The organism is Tunturiibacter gelidiferens (assembly GCF_051013345.1).
In the GTDB taxonomy this organism is placed as follows: domain Bacteria; phylum Acidobacteriota; class Terriglobia; order Terriglobales; family Acidobacteriaceae; genus Edaphobacter; species Edaphobacter gelidiferens_A.
The window spans coordinates 155,500-178,743 of record NZ_CP132939.1; the positions used below are offsets into that span (position 1 = coordinate 155,500).

The window sequence follows — 23,244 nt, forward strand, 5'->3', positions numbered from 1 at the left end:
ATCGACCGGTTGAGCTGGCACCGTTTTGCGGGAATACCTCAAGTGCAGGAATGCGCACGGACTCGACTGTGTGCCCGAGTTCCTTGAGCGCTTCAGCAGCAGCTTCCACCGTCGCCGCGACCTCGCCGTCGATCGGACCACAGCCGGGCCCACCAGCCAGCCCACACGAAGCGGACGCTTGTTGGAACTCCCAATTCCGTTATCGAACGAGATGGCGTTGCCGTCCTGTCCGTCCGGGGAAAAAGCCAACGATAGATCGTGGATACTGCGCGCCATCGGGCCTACATGCCAGAAACGGCGCGGCTCACGCGGCCAGATACCGGTCATGGGGACGCGTCCGTGGTGGCCTTGAGCGAGACAATGCCGGTGTGCGCTGCAGACCCCGCACGGAGATAGCAAGGTCAGTACCCAGGTTAAGCGGAGACATGCCTGCCGCAATCGCCGCCGACTCGCCACCTGGAGCCACCCGGCGTCAGAGCCAAGTTCCAGGAATAAACTGGGACGACATGAAACCACGTGGCGAATCTACTCTGACGCGCCTTCCACTGCGATACCAGAGCTGAGCATAAATACCAAATCGCAGGTCGAGCTCTTCTTACCGCAGTACACAACCGCATCGCGCAGCACACGCGCAGACGATCCGGCTGGCTCCGCGCCGGGCAGCTGCAGCGACTTTGCCTCGTCCAGCAGGGGCTTCAGTTTTGCATCACCGGAGACGAGCATAGCTGCCGCGATACCATCGGCCTTCAACTGGAGACGTACCGTGCCGCCACCCTCCGCACCCGCGCCATTCTTCACGTGGTAGCTGCGAAAGTCCTGCATCGACGTTGCAAAGTGCTCGCCGCTGGCCGCCTTGACCCCAGCCTTCTCATGGCGCGCAATGGCCGCAGCCACTTCGGCAAAGTCCTGCTTCGCATCGGCCGCATGCTCCGCCTGCTTCGCAAGCCGGTACATCCATAGCGCATCTGCATTGCGGTCCAGACTCTCGAAGGCCTGCGCCAAGTGATTGCCGACGATTACGTTTTGCTGTGAGAACCATGCTGCGCGCAGGTACGGCTCGGCCTCCTTCGGCTTGCTCTCCAGCAGCAGAATGTAGCCCAGCGTGTCCCACGAGGCTGTGAGGTTCGCCGACTCGGCAAAGGCCTTCGTATTCGCCTCTTCCAAAACGTGCGAGGCGGTCGCCCTTTCCAGCAGATCGACCGAACGGCGCGACTGCGTCTCCGCGAACGGCAGATCGATCTTCGTCTCCGACAGCACGTAGACGTTATTGTTGATGACATCCGGATCATCGCTACCGTCCATCGCTTTCTTCGCGGCCATGGCGGCTTCTTCGTTGCGATGCAGTTCGTATAGCGTGGTTGCCACCTGCGAGGCCACCGCGCGGTCTTCAGGTTGGCGCGCCTGAAGATCGCGCAGAACTCCGAGCGCATGGGTGTAGTCGCCCTGTTTGTCAAACACATAGACTCGCATCTGCTGAACCCGTTCGCTGCCACCGCCGTATGTGTTCAGCAATCCCTCAGCATCGCTGTAACGCTGCTTGTTGCTGTATTCCTGGGCCAGTCCGAGAATCATCCAGGGGTCGTCATCGGGATGTGCCTTCATCTCCGCTTCGACATCGCGGGCGCCGGAGTCAAGATCCCCGTCATTCGCCTTGACGAGCCCAAGCATACCCAGGGCGTAAGGCGCATCCGGCGAACTCTTGCGTAGAGCTTCGAGGCGGCTGCGGGCCCCACCCAGATCTCTTCGCTGCAGCATAGCGGTGATCTCTACCAGCTGCTGTCGCGTGTCAGAGGGGTTCGGGGGCTCGGCCGCAGGCGTCGAATCCTTGGCCGGCGTAGTGGATGTGCTCTTCGCGCCCTCCTTGTTGATCGTGAGGTGATCGGGCGGGATGAGCCGCAGGTAAGGCTCCCCATCGTTCACCAGAGTTGCTTTCTGAAAGGCAAGGTAATCCTTCCATCGGTCACGCGGCAGCTTATGCACCTTGACGACGAGCTTGCGATCCGCGATGACCTTCCCGTCGACGAGGCGATATGTCTTGTCGTAGGTAGCGAACTCTCGGGAGACATGAACCGCGTCGGGCAGCTCTGCACGATAGCCCACGGGAAGGGCCATGGTGCTGTGAGCCTCGACGGTACGCGGTGCGCCAAGGTCGATATCGTGTTCGGGCGCCTTCTCTTCGCTCACAAGAGTGAGTTCAACGGTGGGGAAGAGAGGCAACGATTGATTGTTCTCCCACCCAGCGTACTTCTCGCGGCTGTAATCGTAGCTGATCTTCACCGGCGCAGCTGCGTCGGTCTGGCGCATGTCCGTGCCGTCACCTTACCGCCAAACCCCATTGCCCCCGAGAGGTACTGCATCGCGTCGTCCCATTGCGCGGGTGATAGCCGCTGCATCATGGAGCGCAGCTCCAGCTCATTGTCAGATCTCGCGGTCAATACCATGTGGCTCTTCAGCAGGCCGTCACTGTTCAGCGTGCCCTCGGCGACAAAGTCTTCGTGATAGGCATAGGGCGGGTTCGCCGGAGTCTTCTCAAGTGCGGCCGGAGCCTTATCCGGGATGACGAGCGCCTGCTGGTCGCGGATGACGGGCATGAGCACGCGGAAGGGAGCGACCTCAGCGGTGGAATCGAGCCAGACTCGCTCCGGCTTGCCGGCTGCGTCAGGCAATTCGACTGTCGTGATGGCGTGGTTGAAGACCGCGGGTGATGGCACATCCGTTACCGGCGCAATCCCCGCCCCGATCAGCACGGGTGCCGTGGTCATCCCTTTCGCGCGCAGCAGGCTCTCCAACAGAGTGTCCTTGTCCTTGCAATCGCCGTAGCCGTGGTCCAGCACCTCGTCGGGTGTATGCGGCTGGAAGCGGCCAACACCGAACGAGAGCGAGATGTAGCGGACCTGCGTCGCAACGAAGCGATAGAGCGCCTCTGCCTGTTCCTGAGGTGTCTTCGCATTTTTGGTCAGCTCATCGGCTTTGGCTCGCACGCTGGCGGTAGGTTGGAGGCGCTGCTCTGCCAGACCGCGGTACCAGTCGCCAACCTCGGCCCAGCTATGGAAGGTGGTCCATGCCACGCTGGGCAGCTTGCGTCCGTCGGCGTCCTCGTCCGGATCCTTCACCTCGGCCACGGTCATCTTGCCGGTCTCGTCGCGTGCGCTGGCCTTGGTCTGCGACGAGGTCCACGTCCACACATGCATTCCGTCGCGCGTCACCGGCGTCGTCTTGTGGTTCGGGCTCCAAACCTGCACGTAGGTATTTTCCGGCACGGCAAGCGTTAGACTCTGTTCCAGAACTACGCCACCCTGCACCAGGAAATGCTCCGCCCCCAGGATTGTCCCGGCGCTTGCGCCTTGGTAAGGACTGTGTGGAACTGATATTCGAGCCGGTCGCCCGACGCAAGACTACGCACGGGGAGGTGTTTCTCTTTCACGTCCGAGTACATCGGCGCTTCGCGGGTTACTTCTGCGGGCATCTCCATGGCGTCGTCGATTGGCGTGTTTACCATGCCTCCGTCCGGCTTATGCACGCGTACGAATTCCATCGTCGCGGTCGAATTTGCTGAAGCGTATGACAGATTCAACACGCTGAACTGCCGCGCCACTCCGTCGGACTGAATGCGCACGATCACATGCTGCACTATGTCTCCGGTGCCGTCGGCCTTCATTGTTGTAGTGGTGTCGTACCGCTCAAATACAAACGGCTAGTCGCGGTACGGATCCACGGAGGACGCCGGAGTTTGAGCATGGGACGGCAGCGGCAGAGTCGCAATTACGGCAGCGGACAACACAATCAGACGGAGTTTCATGGATGTAACTGCGTGTATAGCAGATTTCGGGAACCGGGTACATACCCCATTGCCCCCCGACCAGCAACTACAGTTAGAATGACCTAGCCCGTTCCTCGTCATGTGACGATTACTCAACGCAAGCCGACCTATCGGTACTAATCGCGGAAGTGGAAGACCGAGCGGTTCCGGGGCATTGGGAAGGTGATCTGCTGAGCGGCGCAAAGAACAGTTACATCGCGACTTTAGTCGAGCGTCATTCACGCTTTGCCATGCTGGTCAAGGTGCCGGGCAAAGACACCGAAGCGGTCGTTCAAGCCTTGAGCCGGCATGTTGGTAAACTCCCGGCGACCCTGCGGCGTTCGCTGACCTGGGATCGCGGCTTGGAGATGGCCAGGCACAAGGAGTTTACAGTGGCACCAAGGTCAAAGTGTACTTCTGCGATCCGCAAGTGTTGCGTCGACCGTCTGAGCCGGCATGACTTTGCGGGAAGCTCGCCGCTTTTAGGCGTTAGGCGGCCCAATGTCCCATTTATCAGCGCGTTCAGAGCGTTTCTTTTCTCATCCATCTGCGTTCTGGAGTAAGCCCTATCAGACGCGCTGAAACATTTAGGGCGCCATCTTTTTTCTAGTTCCGATCAAAACGGTCTTTGCCTATTATGGCCCTAGCTTCAGCTCGGCTGAGCGGTGATCGTGACGACGGTACCGTACACCTTCTACAAGGAGAATCGGTAGTGATGAATAAATTTAAATATCTAGCGACAAGCGTATGCGTTCTATTACTGACGACGGTCTCAGGGGCTCAAACGAGCTATCCAAAGTTCGAGGTTCCCGTGGATTTTTCTTTCATCAATGTTCACCCGGACCTCCCTGTCATCACCAGCTTCAATGTTTTCGGCGGCGGCGTGGGTGTCGTCTACAACTTCGCATCGCTCGTCGGGATCAAAGCTGACTTCCAGTTCTACACTCAGGGCACCGGCGTGCGGAACACACTTGAACACAATGGCTTTCCTGCGGGTCAGCTTAGCGCAAACTTGGTTACTTATATGTTCGGACCGCAGTTTAAGACGCATAGCGGCAAGTTCCAGCCATTCGGCGAAGCGCTCTTTGGCGCCGCGCATAGTAACGAGGTTGCGCAGATCCTCGAGGACGAGGGCATCACGAACAAGAGCAGCACGAACAATGCCTTCGCGATGGAGTTCGGCGGCGGCCTGGATTACGCGATCATCCCGTACGTAGAGCTTCGTCCGGTTGAGGTCGACTACTTGCTGACTCGGTTTGGGGTCAACGGAACAACCTATACGGGAAGCCAGAACAACTTCAAGTATTCGGCGGGCATCAATTTTCAGTTTGGCGGGAAGTAGTTGCGCTGGTTTTTCTAGGTAGCGCTTGTCGGATGTAGCTCTGAAATCGTCTCTATTTCTTCGTTTACTCGTAGGCTGCGCGATTCGCGTGGTCTTTTTCGTTCGGGGACGGAAGTGAGCGGCGATCAGACGCGATCGCGAAGTCGCTATCGAACGCACGTCGACAGTTAAACCTTCTTTCCGACCAAGATCTCAGCGACCATCCCCTGTAGGACTTTTGCACGGACGAGGAGGTTGAAGAGGATCAGGACGAGGCTACTCTCAGACCTGCTGAAGCTCACGAACTACAAGGCTATGCTCCTGGCGCCTACGGCTGCTGATGTGATCTTTGCAGACGGCAGCACGGAGGCAGGATACGTCTACTCTGGTGAGCATTGCGATTTCAGCTGCACCCAACCGCATGTAGTCATCGCTGGAAAGCAGGTCGGTTTCTGGCTTCTCATCACTTGTTCCGTCGATGGGTTATGGCTCGCGATGACTCTGGAGACAGCTGTTTCGATAGCAGGTCAGCAGTCTGAAGTTCCTCGAAAACGGGGTGAGAAACTTGGATCCGAAACATGCCGCAAAACTCGACTTTGCGGGAGGTACAAAGTCAACTTCCGGATAGCCGGGTTTACGTCCAGGTGGACTGGATTTGTAAACACTGGCCGACTAAAGCCTTACCGATTCGACCTTGGCTAATGCGTCGGCGATTTATCAACAATTGAGAAAGAAGTGCGGCAACTTCCGGCTCGCGGACCACATACTCGGGACGCTAAAGATGTCAGTAGGCATCGTGAAATTTTACGCGCCATCCAGAGGCTGGCTACTCAAGGCGTCAAGTGCTGAACAGAAAGAAAGAGGGAGGCGCGGAAGAAGCGCCTCCCTTCGCGTCTGTGTGGTGTAGCCGATTCGTTAGAATTGTCCTCCGTAGCCGAGGAACTTGCGCAATCCGCCGCCGCCGGGCTGCCAAGTGGGATTTGGCTGGTTCTTGATGAAGTCGCGGTAGAGGAGGTGCGCAGCCTCCGATTTGAGCTGCTGGGAGCGCAGCGAGTTGGGATCGAGGGGACTGCCGGGGAGAGGTGCGGCGAGTTCGTTGGGGATAAAGTTACCTGTGAGCTCGACGAAGTCCGCCTTGGCACGGGGGTCGTCCGGGTCGCTGATGAGCTCGAGCTGACCATTCTTAGTGGAGTAGTCGTAGAACTCGAGCTGTACGGTGACCGGATCGATATGGGTAGTGAGAGGCAACCAGTCAGAGTAGACACCAGTCTTGGTGCCCTCTTTACGAAGGCCGATGATGTTGGTTGGGGCTCCGATGAAGTTAAAGAAGTTGGGAGCGATCTCGTCGGTGGCGAAGAGAAGGTAGTCCCTGCCCGGAGCAAATTGCGACTTCAGCATGGAGTACATGTCGTGCCGGTTGTTGTAGATCTGGTTATAGGGGAACTTCGTTAGCCACGTTGTGTCGCCTTTGTTGCCTATGGTGACGAACATGTTCAGCAGGTCGACGGAGGAGCAGAGGCCCGTGCGGATGACATGGGTGTCATCGGTAAAGCGGCCGCTGGGGTCCATGACGATGAGCGGGATGTGGGTGCACTCCTCGTACACAGTCCCGATCTTGCCCGACACGAAGCCGTGCGCGCCATTGTATTCCCCGTGGTCGGAGGCGAAGATGATGACGGTGTTGTCGATGATGCTCTGCGGCAGGTCGTGGAGCTGCTCGAGGACGTCACCGATCTGTTGATCGAGGATCTTCGTGATTTGGGTGTAGCTGTCGAGGCCGCGTTGCCAGTAGCGGAACGGCGCGTAGCCGACGCCGTAGCCGGTGGGCCCTTGGGGTCCGACGGGGTAAGGAAGGACCTTGAATCCCAACTGAAACGGGTTCGCGTTGATGTCCCCCCAGATGGCCGCTGAAAACATCTGAAGGTAGGTGTGCGTGGTGGGTTTTCCGGCTGCGGCATAGTGGTTGGGGTCCTGCCAGTTGGGCGGAAGGATGGGATAGCCGAAGAAGGGAGGTGATTTGAGCGCGTTGGTGTCCCAGTTCACGATTGGAGGAGTGGTCGTATAGTCGATAAACTGGCTGAGCGGGGCGTTTGGGTGGTTTTCGTTATATTCCGCGAAGAGGTCGGTGAAGGTGAGGAACTCGGTGCCGGCGGGGAAGAACTCGCGGTCGTGCGGGTTGACATAGCCGACGGTCAGGCACCATGGGGCATCGGTGGTCTTGACGTTCTGCAGATACGCGATGGCCTGCTGGGTGGTGTAGGCGTCGTTGTGGTATGGGGGGGACCGTGGGGTTTGGGGGTGGCGGGGGTGGCGGGGTCGCCGTAGGTGCCCTGGAGGTTGTACCCGGTCGGGTCGGGTGGGCTGTTCCAAGCGAATCCGTAGGGATCGGTGTCGCTGGGCCCGCTGGGGACGGAGACGTGCCACTTACCAACGTATGGCGTGGTATAGCCCGCCGCCCTAAGGAGCTTGCCGTAAGTGGGAAAAGCAGGATTAAGGACCGGAACGTTGGGATCAGTGGTGATGGTGGTATTGAGCCAGCTCTGGTGGGAGTAGAGGCCGGAAATAATGGTGCCGCGAGCAGGCGTGCACGCGCAGGCAGCGGTGTTGTAGTTGGAGAACTTTACGCCGCCCTTCCAGATGTGTTTGAAGAGGTTGGGCATGAAGCGCCTGAAGTAGTGTTCGGCATTGTTGACGCCGATGGGGAAGACGGTTGGCCATCGCAACTCGTCGACGAGGATGAAGAGGATGTTGGGCTTGGCTCCTGGTTCGGTGATGTTTTGAGAGAAACCAAGGCGAGTGGCGATACTGGCGCCTGCGACGGCGGCGGTGGTTTTCAGGAAGTCTCTGCGTTTCATTATCTATCCTCCAATCGATGAAATTCGTTGCTGCTGAGAGTGAAATTCGGAGAGGCCCGAGCCGGTATGGCAACCCGGACAGGAGATAACTGAGAGTTTGCACAATGGTTGACCTGAACTTGTTCAGAACCTCTTTAGCTGGATGCAGCATGGGGCAGACAGCTTTTCGAGAGCGGATGAAGGCTCTCGATGAGGCGCCGGTTTAGTCGAATGAATCAGGTAGCCGGTAAATTCTTGGGAGATCTAAGGGGGCGATAGATTTCTGCAGAGACCAGGGCCGACGAGCGTCGCAAGGGAAGATCACCTACGCGACGGGCAAATTCTACGCTGGGCGCTAAGAGGGGTCAATTCAATACTTGTTAAAGATCGAATGAACATCGGCTGTCTTGTGCGACGTACGTCTCAGAGGTCAACAAACGTTCGTTCACCAGCTTGCCGCCTCGGCGTGCTTATAGCTTCTGATCTCAGTGGCGATAACTGTCCACTGCGCTCATCAAGCTCTAATACAGTCAAGATTTACTAACGTTAAACGCCGTACTGTTTACTGATTTCCAGTGGGTGACTTTCCACATGAACGAATTGTTTGGATGGATAAGTCGCGGAGTTGAGGAGGACTTGGTGTACAAGGGCTGAACTCAGCGATTACTTGCTGATTCAGAGACATCCAAGGAGGCTCCTCGTGACCAGTATGCACTTCATCGGGTTAGACATCCACAAGGAGACGATCAGCTATTGCGTGAAGGACGTGAGTGGTACGGTTCTTTCTGAAGGCACCGTTGCTGCGACTAGAGCACAGCTCGACGATTGGGTGAAGACGTTACCAGTTCCGTGGACCGTGGCCATGGAAGCAACCATGTTTACCGGATGGATGCTTGTTGTAAACCACGCCTGACTCCATCAGCATTTGTGAGACCTTGTTGCGCAACTGTACGTTCTGCCGGACCAGTAGCTTGCGGTAGCGTAGCGTCCTACGTCGCTCCCGAACCTCGGCGGAGACCATGTGGCACTCGGGCAGGAAATCACATCGAAGACAGTCGCAGATCTTGCTCGCATCGATGCGATCGTTCTTCTTCTTGGCCGCTGCGATCGCCCGCAGCATCAGCGGATGCGCCACCTTCACGGCTGCAGCATGAGGCAGAAGATGGTCATAGAAGAAGCTCCATAAGGTCGGCTACTTCAAGGAACTGATGGAGACCAACCCGGATATCAGCTGCGAGCTGAAGCCGCTGCTGGCGATCTGCCGCGAGACCATCGTGCGGATCGGCAAGACCGAGAGTGCATTGATTCGTTCCCTGCGCCGTGACCCTGCTTCATGCTCGTGTCGAACGCCTGATGACGATCCCTGCGGCCGGGCCGATCACCGCTCTGACCTGGGTGCTTGAGGTCGACGATGTAGCTCGCTTTCACTCGGTCAAGCAAGCTGTCAGTTACTGCGGTCTGTGCGGTGCAGAGCGAAGTTCAGCGGAGACGATCAAGCGCATGCCGATCTCCAAGCAGAGGAATAAACATCTTCAATCGGTGCTTAGCTGGCACGAATTTGCGCCGCGTCCCCGACACAGACCTCGTGACCCAACTTCTGCAACAGCTGCACGAACCACTGATCATTTCCTACGGTTTCAATGCCCACAATCGCGGGCCAAGCCAGCTTCCGATAGAAGCCTTCGGCTTCTCCGCTCGTGTGCATCAGCTTGTGTTCTTCGGTTGCTCCAGTCTCGGTATCGAGCATGGCGATTTGTTGAAAGCTAGGATGAAAATCACAACCTACTATGATCATCGGACCTCCTCCTCCCGCTGACCATGGTCTCTAAACCAAACACAGTCTACCGGGAGCGGCTTGAGTCTTCGCCCTTATCTAATCAGCCTTTGGGTGGAGAGTGGAGTCTCCTGGCATGATGAGTTACGCTGCGTGCTCTTCCTGATAAACGGGACGGTCCTGGAAGACCATTTTCGGGAGCAGGTTGCGAGCACGCCGTTGGGAACTGTTCGTTCGTCTTAGCTATCCAGTGCAGACCTTGGTTGGAGAACTTGATGCCGGTGGTGGCTAATCTTGCTTAGGCAGTCATTGCGTCCGGAACCGCTCGATAGTCCTGTCCGCTCGAGAGAACGGCCCACGCGATACGGCGAGCTTGTTAGCTGCGGCTGTGATCACTACCTTGACCGGGGACCGGCGCTCAAGAGCGTTAAGCCAGGGACTGAACGGCGATCGTTCTCGCTTGACGCGGAGGACGGCGGATCGGGCACCATGCACAAGCAGCTTCCTCAGATAGCTGTTGCCGCGCTTGCTGATGCCGAAGAGTCTGATCTTGCCGCCGGTCGAGTGCTGTCGCGGCACAAGTCCCAGCCAGGAGGAGAACTCCCGGCCCTTATGAAAGGCCGCTCCGTTGCCGATCGCCGCTACGATCGCGGTTGCAACCAGAGGCCCAATACCCGGGATCTGTCTGAGTCGCTGGCAGGCTGGATCGGAAGAGGCGATCTGTTCAACCTCCACGTTCATCGCAACGATCTGCTGCTCCAGATCCTTCCACTCGCTCCAGAGCAGGCTGACGAGGTTGCGCATGCGTAGCGTCATCGTGCCGACGAGACACCAACCTGCCGGGCACACAGATCCTTCCACGCTGGATCTGTGTGCCCGGTCGGGTACTAGGCTGACTTCGGGATCAAACCATGTGGATCGATCACGAACTTCTTCGCAGCCCCTTATCGAAGTCCTTGTATCCCTGAGGAGCATCGTCGAGGCTGATGACCGTTGCATTTACGATTCTCGCGATCGGAAGCCGATCGTGGAGAATCGCCTGCATTAGCTGCCGGTTGTATTTGAGCACGGGAGTTTGACCGGTATAGAAACGGTGCGATTTCGCCCAGCCGAGTCCGAACCTCATGCTCAGATTCCCGGTCTTTGCTGCCTTCTCTTTAGCGCCCGGATCTTCGGTGACGTAAAGGCCAGGAATGCCGATAGAGCCAGCGGCTCGCGTGATCGTCATGAGGGAGTTGAGGACGGTTGCAGGCGCCTCTTCTCCGTGCTGGCCGTGCGACCTTGCCTCGAAGCCGACTGCGTCGATGGCCGCGTCTACTTCGGGCTGCCCCACGATCTGGGCGATCTGATCTTCGAGAGAGGCGTCTTTGGTCAAATCGATAGGCTCGTAACCGACCGACTTGGCATGAGCCAGCCGCTCAGGGTTCATATCGCCGACCATGACGACGGCGGCACCAAGAATATAGGCCGATGCGGCTGCGGCCATGCCAACGGGACCGGCCCCGGCAACATAGACAGTTGAACCGACGCCGACGCCTGCATTGACTGCCCCGTGAAAGCCAGTAGGAAGGATATCGGTCAGCATCGTGAGATCCCTTATCTTCTCCATGGCCTGGGCATTATCAGGAAATGGAATCAGATTGAAATCAGCGTAAGGCACCATGACGTATTCCGCTTGACCGCCTACCCAGCCCCCCATGTCGACGTAGCCGTATGCTCCACCGGCCCGGCCAGGATTCACATTCAGGCATACGCCCGTCTCCTGAGCCCTACAGGTGCGACAGCGGCCGCATGCAACGTTGAACGGGACGGTGACGAGATCGCCCATCTTGATGTACTCGACGTCGGCCCCAAGTTCTACGACTTCTCCTGTGATCTCGTGACCAAGGACCATGCCAGTCGGAGCAGTCGTCCGACCTCGGACCATATGCTGGTCGGAACCGCAGATGTTGGTGGAAACAACTTTGAGAATAACTCCATGATTGATCTTCTTACCGTTCGGATTTTCGAGCTTGGGATAGTCGATGGATTGAATTTCGACGTGGTTCGGTCCGAGAAAGACCACTCCGCGATTGGAGACCATAAAGAATCCTTTTCTGCTGCTAGAGCAAGTGCGGGTTGCGTTGCGATAAGAATTAATCCGGCGATGCTCGGCTGCGGTTGCAGCGCGACCTGGCCGGACACCTTAAGCTTGGATGCTTCGGGAAAGCAGATGAACCAGGAATGCCCTTACCCGAGCGAAATGGCTCGCATGCTAGGCATCCTGGCAGTCCCAAATCTCAGATGCCCCTATATTCCGATATATAGTCCTGAAACAGTCTTTGCCGGGATACATATGCGAACGCGAAGACCTTCGTCGAGTTTGCTCATCTTGACCCAATGCCAGTCATCTAGAACTTCTGAGACATCGAAGTAAAGGGTTTCGGCCTGGTGATCGAGCAGATCGCGGAGATGACGCTGAAGATCAAGCGGTACAATCGACAGATCCAGGAGCTTGGCCAGCTGCAGTATGGTGACTCGACGTGTGGTGGCTGTTCATCAACGTCTATGCACTCTCCCTGTCAGCCGCTCTAGATGTTCGCCCCTCCTGATACGTTCGGCCTGTTTCAGTAAATGCCTTCTGGGATCGTTGATCACGGGACTCCTGCTCATCTGGATCATCCCCATCCATGGTTTCCACGATTACGTGCTTCACAGGCGGTTCAGCAATGCTTTTAATTTGATGGAGTGCATTTCCTAAGGACGTAGAGCTTGGATAAAAGCCAAGATCGTTCTTCCCACGCTGCTTCCTGTATCTCCAGCGAAGACGTTGAAAGACAAAGGCAGACGCAACAAAAATGCAAAATAGGTACAACTCCGCCAACAGGAGCAGGTCGAAATCCATGCGAAGCCTCATAGTTAGCTAGAAATTTGCGGCACCGGGGGAGCCGTCGGAAGGCAAAGCTTCCGACGGACACGAATCAGAGGCGCATTTTAGCTATTGAGGGGTGGGGGAAGCTGGAATAGCTTGGGGCGGTTACTATCTGGATCGATTGGTAAATAGCTCGCGGACAACCAGAAGGTTGAGACCTCACGCAGCGCGATCAACCCGAACAGAAAGATAGGCACTAAGGCGAAGAGGAATGCGACGGCGCCTAAATGCTGAAAATCATGAGGACCTAGTAGGGAGAACACAAGGCTCACGACCATTACAACCAGTAGAACTCCGGCGAATGCTTTTAGGGAGAGTCTGCACAAGTTCTGCATCGCTTGCCTGATTGATTAATCTGATAGCTGCGAGGAGATTGCGATGAAGCAGCAGAGTCTGTCGAGTCAGGGTGTGTTTGAGAAGTACGGGCGGAAGAGTCGGCGGGAGTTGTTTCTGGACGAGATGGAGCAGGTGGTTCCATGGTCTGCGCTGGAAGCCCTGGTACGACCGCACTATGCGAAGGCGGGCAAGGGACGGCAGCCGGTAGGGTTGGCGATCATGCTGCGGACTTACTTTGTGCAGCAGTGGTTCAATCTGTCGGACCCTGGGGTGGAAGAGGCGTTGTACGAGTCTGCGGCGCTGCGGCGGTTCGTTGGCGTGGACCTTGGGATTGCGCCTGCGCCGGATGAGACGACCATCCTGCGGTTCCGTCATCTGCTGGAGAGGCACGAGCTGGGCGGGTTGATGCTGGATGCGGTGAACGTGCATCTGGATGCCAGGGGCATCCGGATCGCGACGGGCACGATTGTCGATGCGACCATCCTGCATGCGCCTTCGTCGACCCAGAACGCGAGTGGCGAGCGCGACCCGGCGATGCACCAGACCAGGAAGGGCAACCAGTGGTACTTCGGCCTGAAGGCGCATATCGGCGTGGACGCGAGGGAGGGCATCGTCCACTCTGTGGCGACGAGCGCAGCCAGCGTGGCGGACTGCCACATGTTACCGGAACTGCTGCACGGCCAAGAGCGTAAGGTGTGGGGCGACGGCGGCTATCAGGGCCAGACCGACGCCATCCAAGAGGCCGCTCCGAAGGCACAGGACATGACCTGCAAGCGGACGAAGTTCAAAAACTATGTCGACGAGTTACAGAAAAAGAAGAACCGGAGTAAGTCGAGGGTGCGGGCCAAGGTAGAACATCCGTTCCGGATCCTGAAGCGCATCTTCGGCTTCGACAAAGTGAGATACAGAGGCATCGCGAAGAACCATCACCGCCTGTGCGCGAACTTCGCGCTGGTGAACCTGTACCTGCACCGCAAACGTCTGGCAGTCCTTGGGCAGTAGTGCGCCTGGAAGCCCCGGAAAACGGGCGGATGCGCGTTCCAATTAGCCCTCCAACAGCATCAAACCAACCAAAACCCGCGCATCTTCCATGCCCACTCCCTGACCCCAGAAAGTCAGACGCCTACGCAGAGGTTCCTTAGGCAATTCCTCACAGAGGCAGTATAACGAATCCGATGCCTCACTCGAGTGCATCATCCTTCAATGGCTTACTAAGCCTACTTTAGTCGTGCACGGAAAACGGGGTGGTCTCAATGGGTCGACGCAACACTCAGCTCAGACCCGCATTCATTGAAAACAAAAGCTAAATGCGCTGGCTAGAGTTAGATCAGCCGGAACCTTACCCTGGCTAGGTTTGGCCACATCAGCCAAACAGATCGATTCTTCAGAGTAAGCATCTGTGGATCAGCTGATTAGATAGTGTTGCATCGACCGGTTGAGCTGGCAGGGGTTTGCGGCAACTTCGACCACACCAGGGCGCCCGATAAGTCTCGAACTTGCAAAATGCATCTCAACAAAAGCGGATACCGAATCGGCAGAGGGCAAATCGGGCTAGCTCTTTAGGCTAACTCTTTTATTTGAGACTAAAACCGCACCACTTGGGAGAGAAGCTTGCCCCTTCCGGTTTGCATCCAACTTTACTCAGTACCGATGATGATGGTGCATGATCGATCAGATCGAGAGGCAGATTGAAGCATACCTCCACGATAATGGCGCCTATCGATGGCATCTCTCAGGGCTATGCCCTGGTAGGCCGCCTACTCATTCTATTCACGGCTATCCTGATCTTCGTTATGCCGTGGACCGAGTATTTCTGCCAACTCGATAGATTTCTCCGTGGCGGCCAGGATTGCGAGCTTGGTCTTCTCGCGCTTCTAACAATTTTTTCGCTCGTCCTCGTTCTCCTAAACCAGCGTCGGCAGAATGTCACTCTCCTTCTTGCTGTTCGGAGATGGCTATCGCCTGCCTTTGAAGACCCAAATCCACGGGCAGTGGCGATCGCATGGAGTTTGATCGCGCGCTCCGACGCCGGGCCCCAGTCCAGCAGCGCACTATGCCGATATAACCTGCCCATTCAAGTCTGATCTCTCTCCGCCTGCCAAGCACGGAGGATGGCTCGTTCCGAGTCCCTCGCGTCCGCTAATGCAAAACCAGTCGCATTTGCGATTCGTTTTTGGAGAGATCATGAAAAAGTCCGAAGTCTTCCACGCATGGGCCAGAATCCTTGCCGGTTCCGCACCTTCCCTTTCCATCGAAATCACCAAAGAGTGCCCTCTGAGCTGCCCTGGTTGTTATGCGTTCGACGCGGCCCATCTAGGAGGCGCGACCCAGCTTCGCCAACTCTCCGACTTCAAGGGAGACGAATTGGTAAAGAGAGTGCTCGCTGTCATCGAGGAGCACCGGCCGCTTCATGTCTCCCTCGTGGGAGGCGATCCGCTCGTGCGCTACCGCGAGCTTGAACTGCTTTTGCCACAGATCGAACGCCGTGGAGTGCATACCCAGGTCGTTACGAGCGCCTTCCGGGCCGTCCCCGCCGCTTGGAAAAAGTTCAAGAAGCTTAATGTCGTGGTGTCGATCGATGGACTTCAACCGGAACATGACGAAAGACGCAAACCCGCCACGTACGAACGCATTCTCAAGAACATCGCGGGCGCAAGGGTAACGGTCCATTGCACCATTACGTCGCAAATCGCAGAACGCCCCGGCTACCTTGATGAGTTCCTTCACTTCTGGGGCCGCCGCCCGGAGATCGCAAAGGTGTGGTTCAGCCTCTTCACGCCACAGATCGGTGCCACCGACCCGGAGATTCTTACGCCCTCACAGAGAGCTTCGACTATCGCAGAACTGAGACGATTGCGTCTGAAGTATCCCATGCTGGACATGCCTGACTCCGTGATCAAGGAGATCGCTTCTCCTCCAAAAATCCCGCCGAATGTATCTTTGCCAGGACCACGAAGACCATCTCTGCCGACCTCACCACGCAGATAACACCCTGTCAGTTTGGGGGAGCGCCTGATTGTCATCAGTGCGGCTGCATTGCTTCGATGGGTCTGGCGGCCGTCGGTCATTACAAGATATTGGGACCCCTTACCGCTGGCCGAATCTTCATGGCCTCTGACCGTTTCGGAAAAGGCTGGCGCAAACTCCAAAACGCCTTATCGCCAAAGCCAGTCCTTGCTGCCGGACCGACACCCTTCAAGATACTTTAACCTCGAACAGGCAAATGGATATTGCCGCGCAACAGAAAGGATCCAACATTGGTAGAAATCGAATGCCGGACCGAAGTCGAGTTGAGGCGAGATCTAGTCCGATTCAGCGGAATGCTCCATCGTCTGGGGTTTATGCCGGGGACGTCGGGCAATCTTTCCGTTCGACTGGATGACCTGCGTCTGTTAGTTACTCCCACCGGCGTCAGCAAGTTTCTGTTGAGGTCAGCCGACATGGTCATCGTCGATCTCCAAGAGAGACAGTTGGAGGGATCGAGGAAGGTCACAAGCGAAGTCAGCATGCATCTTGCCGTCTACCATCACCGAGACGATGTCACAGCGGTCATTCATTCTCATCCTCCGATCGCGACGGCCTTCGCCTGTGTCGGCCGAGGACTGGACGAGATGCTCTGTCAGGAGGCTGTTATGACTCTCGGAGTAGTCCCTTTAGCAACCTACGCAACAACGGGGACCGAAGAGGTGGCAGCTAGTCTCGTCGCTTTCATCCCAGACCATGACGCCATCCTTATGGCCAACCATGGCGCAGTCAGCTACGGTAGCACCCTGCTCCAAGCCTTCCAGAAGATGGAGACTGTCGAGCATCTGGCACAGATCGCGCTCGTCGCACATCAACTTGGCGCTCCTCGTATCCTGAAGCATGAACAAGTCAAGCAGCTTCGTGATGCAAAGACCAGGTACCTGCAGAACGCAATTTAGCTCGTAGTTCCCCAAATACGGGGCGGTCTCAACGGGTCGATGCAACACTGGCTTGGAGTTTACTCGCAGGAGTTTCAAAGCCCAAGTTTTTTCGCGGGCGTTTGTTTCAGACACCATCGATCGAAATTTAGAGGCATAAGTCATGGGCTCAGCTTCACCTAGCGGACCGTACTGGACATTTGGAGCATCAGAACCGGAAGAAGATAGCCAAACTGAAAACTCTCGGATGATCAATGCCAGGAACAAGGCCTTTTGGGACATAGTCAAAGCTAGAAATAGACAGCTGGACAATCTCGGTTTCAACCCCTGGGGTGCTCAATTGAGCTTGGATGAACTAAAGGTCCAGATCTAAGAGAACAAGCATTCAGAGGTGGTCGGAGCCCTGAAGGCGGTTGGCTCACCTCTCAGATCTGTCTCATCATTGCATGGGAAATTATTGACTTCAGATGGCCAAAGTTATACACCGACCCATGCAGCGAAGAGGGGAGACCTTACTTTTACTACATCTTCACCGGATCTGGCCGCGGTTCATCGGTGAACATCCTCAAACGCCTGCCTGCGGACGAATTGGAGAGCCGTGTTGTCTCTTCAATTGGTTCTTTTCTTGAAGACTCCCCACGGTTAAGAGGGCATTTCACAACGCTAGACGTTCGGGAACTGCGCTTGTTGACCTCAGCCGCGAAGCATCGCTCTGCTCAACTCTCAGAGATTGCGCACGCAAACACACGAGACTTGATCTCCCGGATCGTTAAGAGAGTAGTTGTTGACAACAATGAGTTGTGCATCTTCTTGAGCCACGCGGAACTCTGCAAAGACTTGCTCGGCGAGGTTCTTTCAGCCGATTCCTCTGCCGAGATACAGCTGCATGAACCGATATCGGTCGCACGACGCGGTAGCGCAGTCAAATTAATCCTTTCAAACGGAGAGTGCAAGAGCGACGCCCCAATCGCTTCCCTGGTGCGCGCTGTGGTCCAGGCGAGAACGTGGTCAGAGTGGATAGTCGCCGGGAAGGTAAGGAACTTGGAAGAACTTGCCGCAAAAGCGAGCCTCAACAAACGCTACGCCTCGCGAATTCTTCGATTGGCAGCGTTGTCTCCGAAGCTCTATGAAGCGATCCTCGCTGGAAATCACTCACCCTTGCTCACCGTGTCCGTTCTTACGAAGGATCTTTCCCTAGGATGGGAGGAGCAGCGTTTGGCGCGATGACACCACTTTCCGCCAACCGTAAAGCAAATCATAGCCAACATAACGTCCAGAAAGGGTCCTATCTATATTAGAAAACACCTAAATAATCGATTTGAGACCCTATTTCGGCAGCAAAATCGAGCGCAAACGATCCCCAATTAGGCTATACCCTGTTAGACACATCGAAGAGAGGTAGGATCGACTGATGTCGAAAGTCGGACGGAACGATGATTGCCCCTGCGGAAGCAAGCTGAAGTACAAACGGTGCCATAGCTCAGTTCTGAATAGCACCGCAAGTATAGAGAGCAACGTTCCACTTGACGCGACGGAGCAGCGCGTTTCTCTCGTAGGATTCCCGGGTACATACCTACTCGCCATTGCGAGCAAGGGGTTCGGCAGAACGCGCATCATCCGTCCTCCGTGCGCCTTCTGGGCGCCCGCTGGTTCCCGTCCACCTCGAGACTAGATCGTTACTCAGTCCGAACAGGTCCAACAATCGTCCAACGCTCTGATTCACAATATCGTCGATCTTCGTGGGACGATTGTAGAAGGATGGTGTCGGAGGCATGACAATCGCTCCCATCCGCGTCGCTTGGTCCATAAGTGAAATGTGCCCCGCGTGTAAAGGCGTCTCCCGGAATAGCAGGACCACGCGGCGGCGCTCCTTCAGGCAGACGTCCGCCGCCCGGATCACTAGATCCTCGTCGTAGCAATTCGCTATCCCGCTCAGAGTCTTTACCGAGCATGGAGCGACGATCATCCCCTCCGTCTTGAATGAGCCGCTTGCAATCGACGCACCGATGTTCTTGTGGTCGTGTGCCGCGTGAGCAAGGCCTCGAACGTCCTCAATCGTAAAATCTGTCTCTTCCCGCAGCGTGCGCGCAGCCGAGGGGGAGATCACAAGGTGGACCTCCATATCATCCATCGCACGCAGGACCTCCAACGCACGCACGCCATAGATCGCCCCGGATGCACCCGTAATTGCAACAACCATGCGCTTCATTCGAAATCCTTTCTACTGTGCAGCATGTCTATTTCTAAGTACCGAATATGCCGCTTCCGAAAGCACTCTGCAACCGGTGTCGATGAACGCTGTTGGGAGAAAACGGCTTTGGCGAACCTTTGGGAAACGCTAGCCGGAAGGTGCTCAAAGTCGGTCTATCGTACCTTGATTCATTGAATCCAGACCGTTTTGGCATTCACGAACTCACGAATCCCATGGACCGCAAGCTCTCGGCCATATCCGGACATCTTGATTCCCCCGAACGGAAGGCGGGGATCTGAAACCACCATGCTGTTGATGAAAACCATTCCGGCGTCGAGTTCGTTCACGAACCGCTCTCGCTCCGTCGCGTCACTGGTCCAGGCGCTTGCTCCCAGCCCGAAGCGCGTATCGTTTGCAACCCGTATTGCGTGGTCGATATTTTTGACGCGGAACAGAGACGCGACCGGCCCGAAGAACTCTTCGCAGTACGCCGGCGAATCGGGTGGAATATCCGTTAGAACCGTAGGAGCGTAGAAGAAGCCTGGTCGATCGAGCGGCACAGCACCAGCAAGAGCACGCCCTCCCGCCTCGAGCGTCTTGGTTACGTCGGCGTGAAGCCTGCGAACACTCCCCGCGGTAGCCAAAGGACCGACATCGGTGGCCGCGTCGAGCGGGTCCCCAACGATCAAGGCCTTCATGGCGGCGACAAACATACCCTCAAATTCGTCGGCGACCTTCTCCGCAACGATAAAGCGCTTTGCGGCAATGCACGATTGACCGTTATTCAGGGTTCGGGCCCGCACTCCCATCTTAACGGCCATATCTAGATCTGCCGTGGGCATAACGATAAACGGGTCGCTGCCTCCCAACTCCAGCACCACCTTCTTGATGCGTCTGGCTGCTCCCACTGCGACCTTGATCCCAGCCTCTTCGCTTCCCGTAATCGTCGCTGCGACAATGCGGCCGTCCCCAAGCATCCCATCCACTAGCTCCGGTCCGATCAGCAGGGTCTGAAATATCCCTTCCTCGAATCCGGCCTCGAGAAAGATCCGTTCGATCTCGAGTGCGCACTGCGGAACGTTCGATGCATGTTTCAGCAGCCCCGTGTTCCCCGCCATCAGCGCAGGAGCGAGAAACCGAATCACCTGCCATAACGGATAGTTCCACGGCATGATTGCAAGCACCGGACCTAACGGCTGATAGCGCACGAAGCTCTTTGTCGCGTGGGTCTCGATCACCTCATCAGCCAGGTAACGCTCCGCGTGTTGAGCATAGTACCGGCACACCAAGGCGCACTTCTCTATCTCATGCACCGAGGAGATTAGAGGCTTGCCCATCTCAAGGGTCATCAGTTCCGCGAGCTTCTCCCTGTCTCGCTCCAGCACCTCGGCGGCACGCACCATGCGCTGCGCCCGACTTACGAATGTCGAACTCCGATAGCTCTGGAAGGCGACCGCCGCCGCCTCGATCTTGTCACTCAATTGGTCCGGTGTCAGCGGTTCGAACACCTGAAGTGTCTCCCCGTTGCAGGGGTTAATGGATGCAATCGGCATGAAAAACGTCTCCAGTTCAGTGGTTTTGAGGAAGTTGGAAGAGGCTTCGATCGACTTCGAATAGACATCGAGGTGGCACATCGCGTTCAGCTTACTTTCATGGTGTAATCTTATACCTTTATGATTGGAGCGATGTCAATCGCACCGCCCAGACAGAAAGGCCGCAATCGCTTCCTCGTCCAAAAGGAGTGCTCCCAGCCGAGCGTCAGTAGATAGCCCATATTATTCTACTATTGAGTCTGCTGACAAAATCCCGCGTGCTTGTGGGATCGGCCTATGCCTAGTTGCCTTAGCCATGTTCCGAATCCACGCAGTCATGCTAAGCATCTCTTACATAAACTAATGCCCCAAAATTTATTTGGTCTAAGTTATTACCTCATGCTATAGTTCATTTGCTGTCCTGAGGACCCCGGCCGCCTCGCCGCGCTCACCGCGTGTCGTTTTCGTCCGAGCGGAGCAGAAAGGGACAGCATAGGCACGGAGGAGGAGCATCATGGAGCACAACGGCGGATTTTACTTTGCAGACCGGACAGGTCTGGTAGAGAAGAAGCAGGACCTGATTCCCGCGGTAACGATTCCGAAAGAAGCCATCGATGCAGAGGTGGAGCGGTTGGCAAATCTCGCCGCACCCTCCAATGGCAGACGAGTCTCGCGCATCGCCAATCCGCTCAGCGGTGCCGGTGAGGGCCTGGCTCCCGGCATCGATGTCTCCCTCTCCGTGTTGAAGCCGGGCGAACGCACCGCGCCTATCCGACACAACTCCTCGCAGGTCAACTTCTGCATCCGCGGAGCAGGCGAGGCGACCGTTGACGGCAAGGAGATCCACTACGGCCAGTACGACGTGTTCAACACCCCACCCTGGGTCATCTACGAGCACCGAAACAACACCAGCGATCTGCAGGTGCGGCTGACCTACAGCAACTCGCCGCTGCTCGAAAAGATGAAGGTCCACATCATCGAAGAAGATCCGAAGCAGAGCGGCAAAAAGAAGACTTACGATGAGCACTCCTCTGCCGAGAGCCCCTTCGGCACCTTCCCCATCTCCGACGACGGCTCGTTCCTGATGCCCTACGAGAAGCTGATCAACCCGGACGTCATGAAGCATGCCTCCCACTATTTCCCCTGGCCGCGCGTCAAGACGGAGCTCGACAAGCTGGCGTCGCTCGGACAGTCCTACCGCGGACGCCGCCTCTACCTGCTCTACAATCCAGCGACTGGCCGCACGAATGGCACTACAAGCAACTTCTTCGCCACCATGTGCATTCGCCCGAAGAATATTGTTGACCGCCCCCATCGCCATACAGGCGCCGCCATCAACTACTACTTCGCTGGCAGCGGCTACAGCGTAGTGGAAGGTGTCAGATATCCGTGGAAGGCGGGCGACCTGATGCTCTCCGCTCCTGGATGGGCTGTTCACAACCACGCCTCACTCGACCAGGATGTCTACGAGCTTACCGTCCAGGACAGTCCACTCAATATCTGGATGGGCTCGCTGCTCTGGCAGGAGAGTCTCGACCAGCCCATCGAACTGCTCGGCGCAAACGAGGGCTTCACGACCAACCGTCGAGCCTGATCACCTACCTTGGGTCAACCACTTAGCAAACCGGCTTCCACTCGGAAGCCCCGCAAGGAGCCAGCCTTTATATGATGTCTCTCCAGAAGACCTTCCTGCGTGGCTCCTTCCCTCCTTTGATTACACCATTTCGAGGAGGGAAGGTTGACTACGAGAAATTTGCGGAACTCGTTGAGCGACAGGTCCTGCAAGGCTCCCACGGCATAGTCGTCGCCGGTACCACCGGCGAGCCGAGCAGCCTCTCGGTCGAAGAGCGCACCGAGCTACTCAAGGTTGCCATCTCGGTCATCGCCGGCAGAATCCAGGTCGTCGCCGCAACCGGCTCGCAGTCCTTTACAGAGACGGCCCAGCTCACCGCACAGGCGGAGCAGGCAGGCGCCGATGCCGCCCTCGTGGTCACGCCCTACTACATCAAACCCTCGCAGCGCGGCCTCATCGACTACTTCGTCACATTGGGACAGCGCACCCGTCTGCCGCTCATGATCTATCACATCCCAGGACGCGCAGCTGTCTCTATTAAGGCCCAAACGGTCATCGCCATCGCAGAACAACTTCCTCATCTCGTCGGACTCAAGCACGCCGACCAAAACCTCGAACTCCTCACGGAGCTGCTCATCGGCCTCGGACCGGAGTTCCGGATTTTCTGTGGAGTCGAGGCGCTCAGCCTCCCTATGCTCCTTCTCGGCGGCAGCGGCCTGATGAACGCTGTAGGCAATCTCGCTCCAGCCCGCGTCGCGGCGCTCTATGCGGCGGTCCAGCAAGTCGACCTCGCCCGCGCCCGCGAGATCCACGTCGAGCTCTTCGAGCTTAACCAGTCCATCTTCATCGACACCAACCCCGTCCCGCTCAAGTACATGATGTCGCGACTCGGCTTGCTCGACTCTCCAGAGCTGCGTCTGCCGCTCGTCTCACTCGCTCAGGCGAACGAACCGATCTTGGACTCCGTGCTGCAGAGGTCTGGATTACTCGAGCCATCCCATGCCTCCGTACCGTGAGAACTTGTCCAGAAACTGCTCTTCCGTCGTTGTTTGTTTTAGGTCGTCATCCTTA

At 56.8% G+C, this 23,244-nt stretch carries 19 protein-coding genes and 4 pseudogenes; 12 read left to right on the plus strand and 11 right to left on the minus strand.

Annotated features, from left to right (window positions below; translation table 11 throughout):
- Positions 1–525: 525 nt before the first annotated feature.
- Genes RBB80_RS00765 through RBB80_RS00775 form a run of 3 tightly spaced genes read right to left on the minus strand, consistent with a single transcriptional unit; the run spans position 526 to position 3,658 of the window.
- Entirely contained in the window at positions 526–2,304 is a 1,779-nt protein-coding gene (locus tag RBB80_RS00765) for a tetratricopeptide repeat protein (protein ID WP_433966473.1), read from the minus strand.
- Positions 2,274–3,302, minus strand: a complete 1,029-nt coding sequence (locus tag RBB80_RS00770; RefSeq protein ID WP_433966474.1) for a transglutaminase-like domain-containing protein — start codon at positions 3,300–3,302, stop codon at positions 2,274–2,276. Before RBB80_RS00770 ends, RBB80_RS00765 begins: the two co-directional genes overlap by 31 nt.
- Entirely contained in the window at positions 3,287–3,658 is a 372-nt protein-coding gene (locus RBB80_RS00775; protein ID WP_433966475.1) for a DUF3857 domain-containing protein, read from the minus strand. Before RBB80_RS00775 ends, RBB80_RS00770 begins: the two co-directional genes overlap by 16 nt.
- 284 nt (positions 3,659–3,942) lie before the next feature.
- Between RBB80_RS00775 and RBB80_RS00780 the strand changes: the two are divergent.
- Both RBB80_RS00780 and RBB80_RS00785 read left to right on the plus strand, forming a co-directional pair.
- A pseudogene (locus RBB80_RS00780) lies at positions 3,943–4,229 on the plus strand (IS30 family transposase); the annotation flags it as partial.
- 285 nt (positions 4,230–4,514) lie between these two features.
- Positions 4,515–5,141, plus strand: coding sequence for an outer membrane protein (locus RBB80_RS00785; RefSeq protein WP_433966476.1), 627 nt, complete (start codon positions 4,515–4,517; stop codon positions 5,139–5,141).
- 894 nt (positions 5,142–6,035) lie between these two features.
- Here the strand turns inward: RBB80_RS00785 and RBB80_RS00790 are convergent.
- A complete protein-coding gene (locus RBB80_RS00790; RefSeq protein WP_433970036.1) occupies positions 6,036–7,361 on the minus strand; it encodes a sulfatase-like hydrolase/transferase in 1,326 nt (441 codons plus the stop codon).
- A complete protein-coding gene (locus tag RBB80_RS00795; protein ID WP_433966477.1) occupies positions 7,313–7,975 on the minus strand; it encodes a sulfatase-like hydrolase/transferase in 663 nt (220 codons plus the stop codon). Before RBB80_RS00795 ends, RBB80_RS00790 begins: the two co-directional genes overlap by 49 nt.
- A gap of 679 nt (positions 7,976–8,654) precedes the next feature.
- Here RBB80_RS00795 and RBB80_RS00800 point away from each other — a divergent pair.
- Positions 8,655–8,867: a hypothetical protein gene (locus tag RBB80_RS00800; protein ID WP_433966478.1), complete on the plus strand. Its 213-nt coding sequence runs from the start codon at positions 8,655–8,657 to the stop codon at positions 8,865–8,867.
- On the opposite strand, the pseudogene RBB80_RS00805 reads toward RBB80_RS00800, so the two are convergent.
- Positions 8,793–9,125, minus strand: a pseudogene (locus RBB80_RS00805) (IS110 family transposase); the annotation flags it as partial. The gene RBB80_RS00800 and the pseudogene RBB80_RS00805 sit on opposite strands and share 75 nt — an antisense overlap.
- Before the next feature lie 37 nt (positions 9,126–9,162).
- Here RBB80_RS00805 and RBB80_RS00810 point away from each other — a divergent pair.
- Together RBB80_RS00810 and RBB80_RS00815 are read left to right on the plus strand one after the other, a co-directional pair.
- On the plus strand, positions 9,163–9,357 hold the full coding sequence (locus RBB80_RS00810; RefSeq protein ID WP_433966479.1) for a hypothetical protein: 195 nt from the start codon (positions 9,163–9,165) through the stop codon (positions 9,355–9,357).
- Positions 9,308–9,439, plus strand: a pseudogene (locus tag RBB80_RS00815) (transposase); the annotation flags it as partial. The gene RBB80_RS00810 and the pseudogene RBB80_RS00815, both read left to right, overlap by 50 nt.
- Before the next feature lie 58 nt (positions 9,440–9,497).
- On the opposite strand, the gene RBB80_RS00820 reads toward RBB80_RS00815, so the two are convergent.
- The 3 genes and pseudogenes from RBB80_RS00820 to fdhA all read right to left on the minus strand — a co-directional run bounded on the left by RBB80_RS00820 (position 9,498) and on the right by fdhA (position 11,811).
- Positions 9,498–9,749: a hypothetical protein gene (locus RBB80_RS00820; protein WP_433970122.1), complete on the minus strand. Its 252-nt coding sequence runs from the start codon at positions 9,747–9,749 to the stop codon at positions 9,498–9,500.
- Positions 9,750–10,026: 277 nt separating this feature from the next.
- Positions 10,027–10,544, minus strand: a pseudogene (locus RBB80_RS00825) (IS110 family transposase); the annotation flags it as partial.
- Positions 10,545–10,650: 106 nt separating this feature from the next.
- Positions 10,651–11,811: a formaldehyde dehydrogenase, glutathione-independent gene (fdhA, locus tag RBB80_RS00830; RefSeq protein ID WP_433966480.1), complete on the minus strand. Its 1,161-nt coding sequence runs from the start codon at positions 11,809–11,811 to the stop codon at positions 10,651–10,653.
- 1,206 nt (positions 11,812–13,017) lie between these two features.
- Between fdhA and RBB80_RS00835 the strand changes: the two genes are divergently transcribed.
- The 5 genes from RBB80_RS00835 to RBB80_RS00855 all read left to right on the plus strand — a co-directional run bounded on the left by RBB80_RS00835 (position 13,018) and on the right by RBB80_RS00855 (position 18,549).
- Entirely contained in the window at positions 13,018–13,977 is a 960-nt protein-coding gene (locus RBB80_RS00835; RefSeq protein WP_433964127.1) for an IS5 family transposase, read from the plus strand.
- 1,182 nt (positions 13,978–15,159) lie between these two features.
- Positions 15,160–15,963 carry a radical SAM protein gene (locus tag RBB80_RS00840; RefSeq protein ID WP_433964535.1) on the plus strand — a complete coding sequence of 268 codons (804 nt, stop codon included), beginning with the start codon at positions 15,160–15,162 and terminating at the stop codon, positions 15,961–15,963.
- 269 nt (positions 15,964–16,232) lie between these two features.
- Positions 16,233–16,898, plus strand: coding sequence for a class II aldolase/adducin family protein (locus RBB80_RS00845; RefSeq protein ID WP_433966481.1), 666 nt, complete (start codon positions 16,233–16,235; stop codon positions 16,896–16,898).
- A gap of 732 nt (positions 16,899–17,630) precedes the next feature.
- Positions 17,631–18,104, plus strand: coding sequence for a hypothetical protein (locus RBB80_RS00850; RefSeq protein ID WP_433966482.1), 474 nt, complete (start codon positions 17,631–17,633; stop codon positions 18,102–18,104).
- Positions 18,105–18,288: 184 nt separating this feature from the next.
- Positions 18,289–18,549, plus strand: coding sequence for an SEC-C metal-binding domain-containing protein (locus RBB80_RS00855; RefSeq protein WP_433966483.1), 261 nt, complete (start codon positions 18,289–18,291; stop codon positions 18,547–18,549).
- Here the strand turns inward: RBB80_RS00855 and RBB80_RS00860 are convergent.
- On the minus strand, positions 18,451–19,086 hold the full coding sequence (locus tag RBB80_RS00860) for a UbiX family flavin prenyltransferase (protein ID WP_433966484.1): 636 nt from the start codon (positions 19,084–19,086) through the stop codon (positions 18,451–18,453). The genes RBB80_RS00855 and RBB80_RS00860 overlap by 99 nt on opposite strands.
- A gap of 170 nt (positions 19,087–19,256) precedes the next feature.
- Positions 19,257–20,702, minus strand: a complete 1,446-nt coding sequence (locus RBB80_RS00865; RefSeq protein ID WP_433966485.1) for an NAD-dependent succinate-semialdehyde dehydrogenase — start codon at positions 20,700–20,702, stop codon at positions 19,257–19,259.
- Between the two features lie 412 nt (positions 20,703–21,114).
- Here RBB80_RS00865 and RBB80_RS00870 point away from each other — a divergent pair, with 412 nt between their 5' ends.
- Together RBB80_RS00870 and dapA are read left to right on the plus strand one after the other, a co-directional pair.
- The gene (locus tag RBB80_RS00870) at positions 21,115–22,194 is read left to right on the plus strand and encodes a cupin domain-containing protein (RefSeq protein ID WP_433966486.1); all 1,080 of its coding nucleotides are present in this window, start codon (positions 21,115–21,117) and stop codon (positions 22,192–22,194) included.
- A 71-nt stretch (positions 22,195–22,265) separates the two neighbouring features.
- On the plus strand, positions 22,266–23,189 hold the full coding sequence (gene dapA / locus RBB80_RS00875; protein WP_433966487.1) for a 4-hydroxy-tetrahydrodipicolinate synthase: 924 nt from the start codon (positions 22,266–22,268) through the stop codon (positions 23,187–23,189).
- Positions 23,190–23,244: the final 55 nt, after the last annotated feature.